This is a genomic window from Pseudomonas sp. D2002 (assembly GCF_013385735.1).
Taxonomy (GTDB): Bacteria; Pseudomonadota; Gammaproteobacteria; order Pseudomonadales; family Pseudomonadaceae; genus Aquipseudomonas.
Genome location: NZ_JACAPL010000013.1, coordinates 25,375 through 39,061 on the forward strand (window position 1 = coordinate 25,375; position 13,687 = coordinate 39,061).

Below are 13,687 nucleotides of genomic sequence, written 5' to 3' on the forward strand. Positions count from 1 at the left end.
TCAGTCAACTCAAGTATCGACTGAACCACCGCCTTCGCGAGCAAGCCCGCTCCCACATTTTTGACCGCGCACAACTTCGGATCAGTGCCCCGAAGCCTCCGGCCCGGCCTTCGCCGCAAATGGCGGTTTGGCCAGCCACACAATCACGATCAAGCCCATGAACATCCATCCCAGCAACGTGAAGTAATCCACGGTGGACATCATGTACGCCTGGCTGGTGAGGATCTGGTCCAGTTGCGCATAGGCCTTGTGCCCTGCCCCGCCAAGCGCCTGCAAGGCATCGCGGGTTGCCGAGTCGTAGGTGGTCATGTTCTCGCTCATGTACGCATGGTGCTGGTCGGCGCGGCGAATCCAGATCCAGGTGGTCAGCGAGGCCGCAAAGCTGCCGCCCAAGGTCCGCAGGAACGTGGCCAAACCCGCACCATCGGCGATTTGCGCTGGCGGCAGGTCGGACATCAGGATGCTCAAGGTCGGCATGAAGAACAGCGCCACGCCGATGCCCATGAACAGCTGCACCAGGGCGATGTGGGTGAAGTCGACCTCATTGGTGAAGCCGGCACGCATAAAGCAGCTCAGGCCAATCGCCAAAAATGCCAGGCCCGCCAGCAAGCGCAGGTCGAACTTGTGCGCGTACTTGCCCACAAACGGCGACATCAACACCGGCAGAATCCCGATCGGCGCCACCGCCAGGCCCGCCCAAGTGGCGGTGTAGCCCATCTGGGTTTGCAACCATTGCGGCAGGATCAGGTTGATACCGAAGAAACCCGCGTAACCCAGGATCAGCACAATGGTGCCGATGCGGAAGTTGCGATAGGCAAACAACCGCAAGTTAACCACCGGGTGCTTGTCGGTCAGCTCCCAAATGATGAACACCGCCAGGGCAACCGCCGAAATCACCGCACCAATAATGATGAAGTTGGATTCGAACCAGTCCAGGTCGTTGCCCTTGTCGAGGATGATCTGCAAGGCGCCGACACCGACAATCAAACTCAGCAGGCCGACGTAATCCATCGGCTGGTAACTGGTGACCACCGGGCGTTTTTTCAGCTGCGAACGCACCACCATCACCGCAAAGATACCGATGGGCACGTTGATGAAGAAGATCCACGGCCAGCTGTAGCTGTCGGTGATCCAGCCGCCGAGAATGGGGCCGGCAATCGGCGCCACCACCGTGACCATTGCCAGTAACGCCAGGGCCATGCCGCGCCTGGCCGGTGGGTACACCGCGATCAGCAAGGTCTGGGTCATTGGGTACAGCGGCCCGGCCACCAGGCCTTGCAACACCCGAAAGCCGATCAGCTCAGGCATCGAGGTGGAAATACCGCACAGGAACGACGCCAGCACAAACAGGATGGTCGCCCACAAAAACAGCTTCACCTCGCCAAAGCGCCGGCTCAGCCAGCCGGTCAGCGGCAAGGCAATTGCGTTGCTCACCGCAAACGAGGTGATGACCCAGGTGCCCTGCTCCGAACTCACGCCGAGGTTGCCGGAAATGGTCGGCAACGCCACGTTGGCGATGGTGGTGTCGAGCACCTGCATAAAGGTCGCCAGCGACAGGCCAATAGTGGCCATCAACAAGCTCGGCGGCGTAAAGGACGCGGGGGCGTTAGCACTCATCAGCGTTGCACAGCCTTGGGCGCGGCGAGGCTGTTGTCATGGATCAACTGGGTGATCATGGCGTCGGCTTCGGCCAATTGGCGGTCATACACGTTGGTGGTAAACGAGGCCTTTTGCGGCGCCTGTTGCGCCAGCACCGGGCCGCTCTGGTCGTGCAGGTCCACATTGACCACGGTGCTCAGGCCCACGCGCAGCGGGTGCTTGGCCAGTTCGTCGGCGTTGATATGGATACGCACAGGCACCCGTTGCACAATCTTGATCCAGTTACCGGTGGCGTTCTGCGCCGGCAGCAGGGCGAACGCGCTGCCGGTACCGGCGCCTAGGCTGTCAACGGTGCCGCTGAACTTGACGTCACTGCCGTAGATGTCCGACTCGATGTCCACCGGCTGACCAATACGCATATCGCGCAGTTGGGTTTCTTTGAAGTTGGCATCAATCCACAGCTGATCCAGCGGGATCACCGCCATCAACGCCGTGCCCGGCTGCACACGCTGGCCCAGTTGCACGGTGCGCTTGGCCACATAGCCGGTGACCGGTGCAATCAAGGTGCTGCGCGCATTGGCCAAGTAAGCCTGGCGCAGTTGCGCGGCGGCGGCCTGTACATCCGGGTGCGACGAAATCACCGTGTCATCCACCAGCGCGCTGCTGGTCTTGAACTGTTGCTGCACGTTGGCCAGGGCGTTTTGCGCCGAGGTCAGGTCGTCACGGGCGTGGGACAGCTCTTCCTGGGAAATCGCGCCGCCGGCGGCGAGGTTCTTACGCCGGTTGTAGTTGTCCTGGGCTTTTTGCACGTTGGCTTGCTGCGCCAGTACCTGGGCTTTCATACCATCGACGTTGCTGTACAAGCCACGCACTTGGCGCACGGTACGCGCCAGGTTGGCCTGGGCACTTTGCAGGCCGACGGCAGCGTCATTCGGGTCGAAGTTGATCAACACCTGGCCTTCGTGAACCAGGTCGCCATCGTCAGCGCCGATGCTGACCACAGTGCCCGTCACCAGCGGCGTGATTTCCACCACGTTGCCATTCACATAAGCGTCGTCGGTGCTTTCATTGAAGCGCCCGTAAAGCTCATACCAGCCCCAAACGCCCAAGGCGCCGAGGATGACGATCAGCGCCAGACCAATCAGCATGATCTTGCGTTTGCGCGGGTTGGTGTCTTTGGGTTGTTCGTTTGCTTGGGTGTTTTCGGCAGTGGCCATGACAATTACCTCAAATTATTCCGTGCGTGTAGCTGGGGTGGTCGCGGCCACGTTTTTGGCGTCGTACCCGCCACCCAGGGCCTGCATCAATTGAATCGACAGATCGATCTGTGCCGCATTCAGCGTCGCCAGTTGACGCTGGGCCTGCAGCAATTGCTGCTCGATGCTGAGCACATCGAGGTAATTGCCGATCCCCGAGCTGTAGCGTTGCACCCCGGTGTCGTAAGACTGCTGGGCAATGTCCGCGGCGTGTTGCTGCGCCTGGATCTGCCGACCGGTGTCACGCAATTGCGAAAGGGTGTTGCCGATATCGCCCAAGGCTTGCACCAGGGTTTTGTTGTACTGGGCCACGGCCAGGTCGTAATCGGCGTCGCGGGCATCGAGGTCGGCGCGCAAGCGGCCGCCATCGAAGATCGGCAACGAGATCGTCGGCGCAATGCTGAAGAAACGGCTGGCCGAACCAAACATCGCGTCCCCCAGCAACGACTCGGCCCCAGCGCTCGCGCTCAGGTTGAGGTTGGGGTAGAAGCGGGTTTTGCTGGCGGCAATGTTCTTGCTCGCGGCTTCGACGCGCCAGCGTGCGGCGATCAGGTCCGGGCGACGGCCCAGCAACTCGGCCGGCAGCACCGAAGGCACCGCTACCGCACTGGGTTTAAGCACGTTCGGGCGGGTCAGTTCGTTGCCACGGTCCGGGCCTTTACCGAGTAATACGGCGAGGGCGATCTTGGCGCTTTGCAGCTGTTTTTCCGCATCGATCAGTTGCGACTGGGAGCTGGCTTCCAGGCTTTCGGTCTGCTGGTACTGGTACTGGCTGTCGATACCGGAACTCAGGCGACGCTTGCTCAAGTCGAGCATCTGACGGGTGCGCTTGAGGTCGTCGGCGGCCAAGTCACGCACGATGTGGGCCTGGCCCAAGTCGCTGTAAGCCTTGGCGACGTTGGCGGCCAAGGTCAGGCGGGCGGCCTGTTGATCGACTTCGGCGGCACGCGCCTGGCCCAAAGCGGCTTCCCAGGCGGCACGTTGGCCACCCCAGAGGTCGAAGTTGTAATTGAAGCTGGCGCCGATATTTCTCACGGTGGCGTAGGCATCGCCTTCACCACGCGGGTCCTGATCCTTGGCCAGGCGCGAACGGCTCACGCCGGCGCTGGCATCCAGGGTTGGCATGCGTGCGGCGTCGGCGGCATAGGCGGCGGCTTCGGCCTGATGGGCACGGGCGCTGGCGACTTGCATGTCCGGGCTGTTTTGCAGGGCTTCGTGGATCAGGCCGTCTAGTTGTGGGTCGCCAAGGCTTTTCCACCAGTCGGCAGTCGGCCATGCGGCGTTGGACAGCGTCACGCCACTGAGGGATTTGCCGGTTTGCAAGGTGTTGGCGTCGAGGCGTTGGCCCTGGGTGTCGAGGCCGCTGAAGTTGGCGCAACCGGCCATGCTCATCGCCACCAGCACCAGGCTAAGTGCGCGTGTGTTCATTGATTACCTACCCGCTGGATGACGATGGCGTCACCGGCAGCTACCAGAATTTTCGTGAGGATTTTTTCCAGCGTTTGCAACTCACCGGGCTCCAGGGCGCCGGCCAGTTCATTCATCGACTGCGCACCGATATGCGGCAGCATGTCTGCCAGGCGTTGGCCGTCTTCAGTGAGCACCAACTGCACCTGGCGCCGGTCTTGCTCGGAACGCTTGCGCGCCAGCAGGCCCTTTTGCTCCAGACGGTCGAGCATGCGCGTCATCGAACCGCTGTCCAGCGACAGGTTGCGGCACAGCTCGGCCGGGGTGTCGACGTCAAACTGGGCAATGATGATCAACACCTTGAACTGCGCGGCGGTGACGCCATGCGGTTCCATATGGGTGTCGATAATGCGGTCCTTGAGCAGCGCCGCCCGGCCCAGCAACAGGCCGAGGTGGCAGTTGCGAAAGCTGTCAGGGGTGAAGTGGGTCATCGGAAGTCACCTTATTACTGCCTAGGCAGTGAATGTATGACAAGATGTTACTGCTTAGGCAGCGAATGTCAAATGGAATTATTAGCTTGCTTGCTAATTTCGCGACGGAAGGCAAAGTGGGAGCTGGCTTGCCTGCGATAGCGGTGTGTCAGTCAACACATTGTCGACTGAGGTATCGCCATCGCAGGCAAGCCAGCTCCCACATTTTTTACTGCTTAGGGGCTTAAAAATCCCGCTTGTAGAAGATATCCAGCGAGCTGGCCACGCCACTCGCCACTTCCAGGTATACCTTCTTGCTCAGCAAGTAACGCAAGGCAATGGTGCTGGCCGGTTCGAACACCCCCACGCCATAACGCAGGCTGAGTTTTTCAGTGATCTTGCCGCTGGCGACCACGGAGGTGTTATTGCCGGTGCCCTGGGTGTCGAGGTCGAAGTCCTGGATCCCGAGCTTGGTGGCGATATCCGAGGTCACCCCGGCGCTGCCCATCAAACCCAGGCCCAAGGCGGCTTCGGCGAGCATGTTGTTGTCTTCGCCGGTGTTGTTGCGCGAACGCCCCAGCACCAGGTACGACAGCGCATCCTCTTGGGGCATGGCCGGCTCGGAGAAAATTTGCGTGGTCGGCTGTTCGGCGCTGCCGCTCAGGCGAATGCCGGCGGTCACGGTTCTGGACGGTTCGGTGACCACGCGTATGGCTTCGATATCCAGGAACGGTTGGTCCAACGGCCCGGCAAACAGCAGCCGCGCACGCCGCACATTGAGCCGCTGCCCATAGGCGCGGTAGCGGCCATCGTTGAGCCACAACTCGCCACGGGTATCCATGTTGTCGCCAATGTGCACCTGGCCCTGAACCTTGGCGGTAAGGCCGAAGCCGGCGAAGTTGAGCTGGTCTTCGCCCACCACCACATCGATGTCCATGGCCATCGCCATCGGCGGCTTGCCCTCTTCGGTCTGGCTGCCGACGATCACGGTGTCATCCGAGACCTTGACGGTGGACGGCGGCAATTCACGCACGGTGATATCGCCACGCGGGATGTGCACCTTGCCGGCAATCGCCAGCTTGTCGTTTTTCAGGCTGATTTTCAGGTCGGGCGCCACTTCCAGCGTCGCATAAGGCTCCACGGTGACCGGCAGTTTTGAGCCTTGCAGGCTGAGGTCCACCACCAAGGCCTGGCCCCAGTCGATCTGCCCCTTGAGGCTGCCCTGCCCGGCCTTGCCACTGCTCCAGGCGCCATTCAACTGCACGCTTTCGCCGGCAATCAACGCTTGCACGTTCAAGCCTTCAAGGCTGATCGGCAGCTCCGGCCCGGAAATTTCGCCGCCAACCAGGTTGACGCTGCCGTTGACCTGCGGCGCCAACAACCCACCGGAGATACGGCCGTTGCCGTTGAGCTTGCCAGTGAGTTTTTCGACCATCGGCACAAACGGTCGCGCCACTGCGAGGTCCAGGCCGTTGAGGCTGAAATTACCGGTGATCGGCTTGTTCTTCGGCAGCGGGTTGATCTGCGCCTGCACCAGCAACTCGCCGAGCTTGCCGCCACGGAAATTCAGCTGGGTGTCGATACGCTTGGGATTGAGCGTGGTTTCCAGCTTCAAGGTGTCGTAAGGGAAATCCAGCCACTGGTCCTTGTCCTTGACGCGCAACGTGCCGCCACTGGCATCGACCGAAACGACGCCCTTGGGCCCGCTGTCAGGCAGGTCAAGTTGGACGTCGGCGTTGAGCTTGCCCTGCCAGGCGAAGTCCTTGGGCAGGAACGCCGCCAGGCTGTCGATGGGGAACTGCTTGAGGTGGTAGCGCAGCTTCGGTTCCGGCATCAGCCGTTGGTCTTCGCCGCACAGGCTGGCCGGGCCGGACACCCAGCAGTGTGCGGCAAACGTCAGCTTGCCGTCGGCCAGGCGTTCGATTTTCGCCGGCGCCTGCAGCTTCCAGTCCTGGCCACCGGCTTGTACATCACCGCTGGCCAGGCGCCCGCGCCAGTTGCCTTTGTCGAGGTTGCCGTCCAGGGCCAGGGCCAATTTGACCAACGGCCCGGCGAGGTCAAGCTGGACTTTCTGGCTTTTGATATCGCCTTGGGCGCTGGCCGTCAGGGTGCCGACTTGGGTCTCACCGGCCTGGATGCCGCTGCCCTTGAGGTCGATCTTCGCGCGCTGGGCGTTATCCAGCGTGGCGTTGAGACTGAGGTTTTGCAGGTGATTGTCAGCAAATGCCAGCTGCTGGCCCTTAAGGTCGAGCTTGCCTTGCGGCGCCTTCAACGTGCCGGCCACATCGACGCGGCCATTGATTTGCCCGCGTAGCTGCGGCCACAGTTGGGCGAGGCGCGACAGCTTGATATCGATCTGCCCGGCCAAGCGTTGTTGCAGGCTGCCGCTGCCGTTGATGCGGTTGTCGCCCAGGCGAATATCCAGGTTGGCCAGGGTCCATTGCTCGCCCGCACCTTCGGCCTTGGCCGCCAGCACGGCGGTTTGGCCACGCAAACGGCCCTTGAGGTCGAGGTCGGCGTTCAGCTTGAGCTGTTTATTTTTGAATTCGCCTTTGCTGCGCAATGGCCCGGCCAATGTGCCCGGCAACTCAGCGACCCAGTACGCCGGGTTCAACGCCGACAGGTCGAGTGCGGTGTCCCAGGCTATGCCGTCGGCAAACTGCAGGTTCAGGTGGCCTTCGGCCTTGCCTTGGCCGGCCGTCAGCTTCAGCTCGGGCAGGAAAATTTGCTTGAGGTCGCCACTGAACGGCGTGACCACGTTGAACTTGCCGGCCGGGCCGTCGAGGTCGGCTTTAAGGTTGCCGAGGTAGTTGCCGTCTTTATAGGAGATTTCGCCATTGAAGGTGCGCAAGGCGACCTGTGGCTCATCGATCAATGGGTAGAGACGGTGCCAAGGGAAATCCAGCCAGTCGATCCTGGCGTCAGCGCTGAAGCCTTGTTGCCAGTCGAGGTTGGCGCTGAGTTTGAGGCTTTGTTTGTCGCCGGCGGTTAAATCCAGGCCAGCAATCTGCGCGCCCTTGGCGTCGACTTTGCCTTGCAGCAGCAGGTCCACCGGGCCTTTTTCCGCTGGCAGAACAGCCTTGCCCAGCAGTTGATAACTGCTGCTCAGGTCGCCCTTGGCGGTGAGGTCCAGTTGATTGAGTTGCAGGGTGTCGGGCAACTCGGCGCTGGGTTTGAAAGCGTCAGCGGTGAGGTGCAGTTGCGCGGGCAGGTTCTCCGCCAGCGGTTGCAGCTCGCCGCTGAGCTTGGCGGGCAAGTAGCCGCTGCTGTCGGCGTCGAGCTTGAGGGTCTTGAGCAGGTCACCGTCGATTTTCAACGCAACTTGCCACGGCGCGCCACCGGGTGCGTAAGGCAGGCTCAGGTTGCCCGTGGCACTCAGCGGCCAGTCGCCGGTCGGTTGCAGAAGGCCGGCGAGGTCCAGCACCAAGCCGTCGCGCTGCAGGTGCACCGCGTCGATCTGCATCCCGGCAGCCGTCCAGTGCGCGGCCAATTGCAGGCCCTTGAGCTCTTCGCTGCCATTAAAAAGCAGGCTACCGACGCGAACGTCGCCCAACTGGATCGCAACCGGCAGTTTTAACTCGGGCAGTTGAATCGGACCGCTGCTGCTTTCCTCGGTGCTGGGCGGAAACTGCAGGCTGACCTGCTCCACATCCAGCTGATTGACGCACAAGGTCATGCGCAGCAGGCACGCCGGTGACCAGTCAAACTTCGGCGCGTTGAGTTCGACGCGGCTGGCGTCCTGCTGCCACAGCAGATGATCGGCGCTCCAATGGCCACCCAAGTGGCCCTGGAAATTCTCCACCGTCAGCCCCGGCACCTGGCCCAAGGCCCAACGGCTGCCGGCTTGGGTGCCAAGCACGGTCCACAGCGCCAACACAACCAGGGCGAGGACCGCCACAACGGCCAGCCCCGCTATTTTCAAACCACGCATCACAGCTCAGGCCCCATGGAAAAGTGCAAACGAATGCCGCCCGGATCTTCGAGGGCATGGGCCAGGTCAAGACGAATCGGCCCCACCGGCGACACCCAGCGCACACCCACGCCCACACCGGTTTTCAGGCTGGGCATTTCAAGGGTGTTGAACGAGTTGCCTTGGTCGATAAAAGTCGCGATCCGCCATTTTTCGGCGATGGAATATTGATACTCGGCGCTCAGGGCCACCATGTAGCGGCCGCCGATGCGATCACCGCGATCGTTCTCCGGTGACAAGGTCTGGTACTCGTAGCCGCGTACGCTTTGGTCACCCCCGGCAAAGAAGCGCAGCGACGGCGGCACGGATTTGTAGCCATTGGTGGCGCTGCCGCCGAACTGCGCCCGCCCGAGGAAGCGGTGGTTATCCCACAAGGTGGTCAAGCCTTTGATCGTCGCCGTGCCGTAAAGCAGGTTGGTGTCGGAGCCCAGGCCTTCCTTGGCGACCTTGGCATCGAACATCAGGCGGTAGCCATTGTGCGGGTCGATGCGGTTGTCGCTGCGCAGGTAGGAATAGTTGATACCCGGCATCACCAGGTTACTCAGGCCCGAGTCATTACCGAGGCGGTACTCTTCGCGCTGGTATTTGAGCGAGATGACCCGGGTCCAGCCGCTGGGCAATTTGCTGTGCCACTCGGGGCCGAGGGTGAGCAATTTACTCAGGGTGTCGGTGTTGGCGATTTCTTCGTTCTGGTAACCACCGGCGAAGCGCAATTTATCGGTCAGCGGCGGGTCCAGGGGAATGTCGTACCACAGGCCGACGTTCTGGCGTGGCGCCGAGAGTTCGGCTTCCCAGCCGTAACTGTGGCCTTGCGGGTTGACCCAGTGGCGGGTCCAGTTGGCTTTGCCGCGCGGGCCGACGTCGGTCGAATAACCGAGCCCCAGGCCCATGGTGCGCGGCTTGCGGGTTTCCAGTTGCACGGCCACCGGGATCACATCGTTAGCCGACGCGGCTGGGCTGGCGTCGACACGCACGGCCTCGAAGAAGCCACTCGATTGCAGGTTCTGGTTGAGTTCGGCGATCAGCTCGGAGTCGTAAGGCGTGCCACTTTTGAACGGCACCATGCGTTGCAGCAGCTCTTCATCGAACGGCGTGTCGCCGGCAAAGCTGACCTTGCCCATGCTGTAGCGCGGGCCGCTGTCGTAAACGAGTTCGATATCGGCGACGCCCGCTTTGGGGTCGACCGAGAGTTTTTGGCGGGTAAAGCGCCCACTGAAAAAGCCGTAGCGCGAGGCCTGGTTCTGGATTAGACGCTTGGCGTCTTCGTAATGGCCGTGGTTGAGCACGGCGCCGGATTTGAGGTCGTCGCTGGCAGGCACGCGAAACGCCTTGAGGCTCGCAGCCTCACCGTCGACCTTGATGGTCACGTTGCGCAAATGCACCGGCTCGCCGGGGTCGATGGTGAGCGTCAGGCGCGGGTTCTTGCCGCCCCTGACCTCACTGGCGATCTGCGGCTGATAGAAGCCGAGCGCCTGGGCGGCCTTGCGGGCCTGCTCCTCGGCGCCACGGCTGAAGCGCTGCAAGGCTTCTTCATCGCGATCGCCTACCCCGCCGATATAGCCTTCGATGTTGGCTTTCAACGCGTCGTTTGAAGGTTTGATCCGCACGTCCAGTTCGCTTTGCGCCAACGCGCCGCAGCTTGTGAACAGCAGAATCAAGCCGCTGGTAAATCTTCCTGGAAACTTCATAGGCGCGGATGCTACACGAGCTAGGGAGGCTCTTTGAACCCGGAATTGTCTGAATAATTCTGTCTAAGCCGTTGCAGCATGTAACGTTTGGGGATTGGGATGGAAAAACACATGCTCCAGCACGGGCCCTATGGCCACTTCGCCGATTTCTTCATAACCCTGACGTTTATAGAAATCCAGGTAGCGTGAATTACCTGTATCGAGCACCACACCCGACGAATGCGGGTCCTCGGCGCACCAATTGTGCACGGCTTCCAGCAACTGCTCGCCGTAGTGTTTACCCTGGAATTGCGGATGAATGCCCAACAGCGGCAGCACATGCACCGACTCGCTCGGCAGGCAGGCCAGCACCGCGTGATGGTATTCCAGGTAGCGCCGCGTACCCCGCACACCAGTGCTCAGCCACATGCGCAATTGCCAGGCCCAACTCTCAGTGATGCCCAGGCGCCGTTGCGGTGGTGCGATCAGGGCGATGCCAATCAGCCGGTCGTTGACGAACAGGCCGATGGCGGGCAGTTTCTGAAAAAAATGCTGCTTGACCAGCTCGCGCACCGTGGCGCGCACCCGCTGTTCATAGCCTGGCCGTTCAGCCTCGAAGATGTAGGCGAAGGTCGGCTCATGCCGATAGGCCTGGTACAACATGGAACGCGCCTCGCGGGAATAGCCGCTGTTGAGCAGGCGAATTTCGGCGGTGGCAGTCGAAGTGTCAGGCATACAGTCAATCTCCCTGGGCGCCACTCAAAAGATGGCGTTCTTATGGGTACGAACTTGTACGGCGCGAGTCGTTCCCAGACATTAGCAGTGCAACCGCCCTGCCGCCACGCTGGCCCCCATCCGACTTGTCAGCTAGCATCGCCCTTTTGCCAGACTGGACTGCCGACCATGAAAATCGTCTCCTTCAATATCAACGGGCTGCGCGCTCGCCCTCATCAGCTGGCGGCGCTGATTGAAAAGCATCAACCCGACGTGATCGGCCTGCAGGAAACCAAGGTCCATGATGACCAGTTCCCATTGGCCGAAGTCCAGGCTTTGGGCTATCACGTTTATTACCACGGCCAGAAAGGTCACTACGGCGTCGCGCTGCTCTCGCGCAAAGAGGCGCTGAGCGTGCACAAAGGCTTTGCCAGTGATGAAGAAGACGCCCAGCGTCGCTTTATCTGGGGCACCTTCGCCGATGAAAACGGCAACCCTGTCACCATCATGAACGGCTATTTCCCTCAAGGCGAAAGCCGCGACCACCCGACCAAATTCCCGGCCAAGCAGCGCTTCTATGAAGATTTGCAGCACCTGCTGGAAAGCCAGTTCAGCAATGAGCAGGCGCTTGTGGTGATGGGCGACGTGAACATTTCCCCGGAAGACTGCGACATCGGCATCGGCGCCGACAACGCCAAGCGCTGGCTGAAAACCGGCAAGTGCAGCTTCCTGCCGGAAGAGCGCGAGTGGATGGCGCGCCTGAAAAACTGGGGCCTGGTGGACAGCTTCCGCCACTTGAACCCGGACGTGGCCGACCGTTTCAGCTGGTTCGACTACCGCAGCCGTGGCTTTGAGGATGAGCCCAAGCGTGGGCTGCGCATTGACGTGATCATGGCGTCCAATGGCTTGCTGCCCCGCGTGAAGGATGCGGGCGTGGATTACGATTTGCGTGGCTTGGAAAAGCCATCGGACCATGCGCCGATCTGGCTTGAGTTGAGCTGATCTAGGGCTGTACTCGGTCGAATGTGGGAGCGGCGGTGCGACGATTCGACTTGCTCGCGAAAGCGCAGTGTCAGGCAATTAACCTCTGACTGATACACCGCTTTCGCGAGCAAGCCCGCTCCCACATTTTGCTCAGCGGTGTGCCATTCATATTTATGCAACCTGCCTGACTTAATCTCCCGGCACCCCCTTTGGCTTAAGAAGGTGCCGGCATGATGCTGCGCGTTCTGTTCCTGTTAATCCTGCCCCTCTGCGCTGTGGCGGCACCCCTGCCCATCCCCGACCAAGACCCTGCATTGCGCATCCAGGGTTCCAACACCATTGGCGCGGCGCTTGGCCCGGCGCTGGTCAAAGGGCTGATGGAACACCAGGGCTTGCAGGCGGTGCACAGCGAGCCGGGCGACGGCGCCAATGAACAGCGTGTGGTCGGCAAGACGCGCCAGGGCAAACCGGTGATCATCGAGGTGGCCGCCCACGGTTCCAGCACCGGGTTTACGGCGCTGAAAAAAGGCAGCGCCGACCTGGCCGCATCGTCCCGCCCGATCAAGGACAGCGAACTGGTTGACCTCGAACCCCTCGGCGACCTGAAAAGCCCCGAAGCCGAACAAGTCATCGCCATCGACGGCCTGGCCATCATCCTCAACCCGAGCAACCCACTGAACACGCTGAATACCGAGCAGTTGGCACACGTCTTCAACGGCGAGGTCAGCACCTGGGAAGCACTCGGCGGCCGTGGTGGCGCCATTCATTTATATGCGCGCGATGACCAGTCCGGCACCTATGACACCTTCAAGGAACTGGTGCTGCGCCCGCGCGGCAAGCCCCTTGCAAGTTCTGCCCAGCGTTTCGAGTCCAGCGAAGCCTTGTCTGATGCGGTCAGCCATGACCCGCAAGGCATTGGGTTTATCGGCCTGCCGTCGGTGCGCCAGGCCAAGGCAGTGGCGATTGTCGACGGCGATTCGCAGCCTATGTTGCCGGTGACCAGCCTGATCGCCACCGAGGATTACCCGCTGTCACGCCGTTTGTATTTCTACCTGCCACCTTCGGCGCGCAACCCCTGGGCCAAGGCGTTGGTGGACTTTACCCAGAGCAGCAAGGGCCAGGCGATTGTGGCGGCCAATGGTTTTATTGCCCAGCAAGTGCAAGCGATCGGCGTGGAGCCACGCGCCTCAATGCCCGAGGACTATCAAGCCATTGCGCGTGACGCCCAGCGTTTAACGGTGAATTTTCGCTTCGAGGAAGGCAGCGCCAGCCTGGACAATAAGGCCCGCCAGGATTTGCAGCGGGTGGTGGCGTATATCCGCAGCCACGCAAAGCTCGACAAGCAGGTGACGCTGGTGGGGTTTGGTGATGCCAAGGATGATCCGCAGCGGGCGGCGTTGCTGTCGAAGTTGCGGGCCATGGCGGTGCGGCGCGAGTTGGTTAAAAGCGGCGTGGTGCTGCGCGATATTCGCGGGTTTGGCGCGCAGATGCCGGTGGCGGCGAATACGGCGGATGAGGGGCGGATCAAGAATCGGCGGGTGGAGGTTTGGGTGTACTGACCTGAGGGTTTTGTGGTGTTCCGGCTGGCCTCTTCGCGAGCAAGCCCGCTCCCACCTTTGA

At 61.4% G+C, this 13,687-nt stretch carries 9 protein-coding genes; 2 read left to right on the forward strand and 7 right to left on the reverse strand.

Annotated elements, in window-relative coordinates:
* Positions 1 to 81 precede the first annotated feature (81 nt).
* The 7 genes from HX783_RS23475 to HX783_RS23505 all read right to left on the reverse strand — a co-directional run bounded on the left by HX783_RS23475 (position 82) and on the right by HX783_RS23505 (position 11,104).
* Positions 82 to 1,617 (reverse strand): DHA2 family efflux MFS transporter permease subunit, encoded by a 1,536-nt coding sequence (locus tag HX783_RS23475; RefSeq protein WP_177018409.1) that lies wholly within the window; start codon positions 1,615 to 1,617, stop codon positions 82 to 84.
* On the reverse strand, positions 1,617 to 2,816 hold the full coding sequence (locus HX783_RS23480; protein WP_177018410.1) for an efflux RND transporter periplasmic adaptor subunit: 1,200 nt from the start codon (positions 2,814 to 2,816) through the stop codon (positions 1,617 to 1,619). The genes HX783_RS23475 and HX783_RS23480 overlap by 1 nt, the downstream gene beginning before the upstream one ends.
* A gap of 15 nt (positions 2,817 to 2,831) precedes the next feature.
* Positions 2,832 to 4,283, reverse strand: a complete 1,452-nt coding sequence (locus HX783_RS23485; RefSeq protein ID WP_159957694.1) for an efflux transporter outer membrane subunit — start codon at positions 4,281 to 4,283, stop codon at positions 2,832 to 2,834.
* Positions 4,280 to 4,753 carry a MarR family winged helix-turn-helix transcriptional regulator gene (locus HX783_RS23490; protein WP_177018411.1) on the reverse strand — a complete coding sequence of 158 codons (474 nt, stop codon included), beginning with the start codon at positions 4,751 to 4,753 and terminating at the stop codon, positions 4,280 to 4,282. Before HX783_RS23490 ends, HX783_RS23485 begins: the two co-directional genes overlap by 4 nt.
* 223 nt (positions 4,754 to 4,976) lie before the next feature.
* A complete protein-coding gene (locus HX783_RS23495; RefSeq protein WP_177018412.1) occupies positions 4,977 to 8,663 on the reverse strand; it encodes a translocation/assembly module TamB domain-containing protein in 3,687 nt (1,228 codons plus the stop codon).
* On the reverse strand, positions 8,663 to 10,390 hold the full coding sequence (locus HX783_RS23500) for an autotransporter assembly complex family protein (protein ID WP_177018413.1): 1,728 nt from the start codon (positions 10,388 to 10,390) through the stop codon (positions 8,663 to 8,665). Before HX783_RS23500 ends, HX783_RS23495 begins: the two co-directional genes overlap by 1 nt.
* Before the next feature lie 63 nt (positions 10,391 to 10,453).
* Positions 10,454 to 11,104 carry an N-acetyltransferase gene (locus HX783_RS23505; RefSeq protein WP_159957702.1) on the reverse strand — a complete coding sequence of 217 codons (651 nt, stop codon included), beginning with the start codon at positions 11,102 to 11,104 and terminating at the stop codon, positions 10,454 to 10,456.
* 168 nt (positions 11,105 to 11,272) lie between these two features.
* Between HX783_RS23505 and xthA the strand changes: the two genes are divergently transcribed.
* Positions 11,273 to 12,085: an exodeoxyribonuclease III gene (gene xthA / locus HX783_RS23510; protein WP_177018414.1), complete on the forward strand. Its 813-nt coding sequence runs from the start codon at positions 11,273 to 11,275 to the stop codon at positions 12,083 to 12,085.
* Between the two features lie 212 nt (positions 12,086 to 12,297).
* Positions 12,298 to 13,626, forward strand: coding sequence for a substrate-binding domain-containing protein (locus tag HX783_RS23515; RefSeq protein WP_177018415.1), 1,329 nt, complete (start codon positions 12,298 to 12,300; stop codon positions 13,624 to 13,626).
* The last annotated feature ends 61 nt before the right edge of the window (positions 13,627 to 13,687 follow it).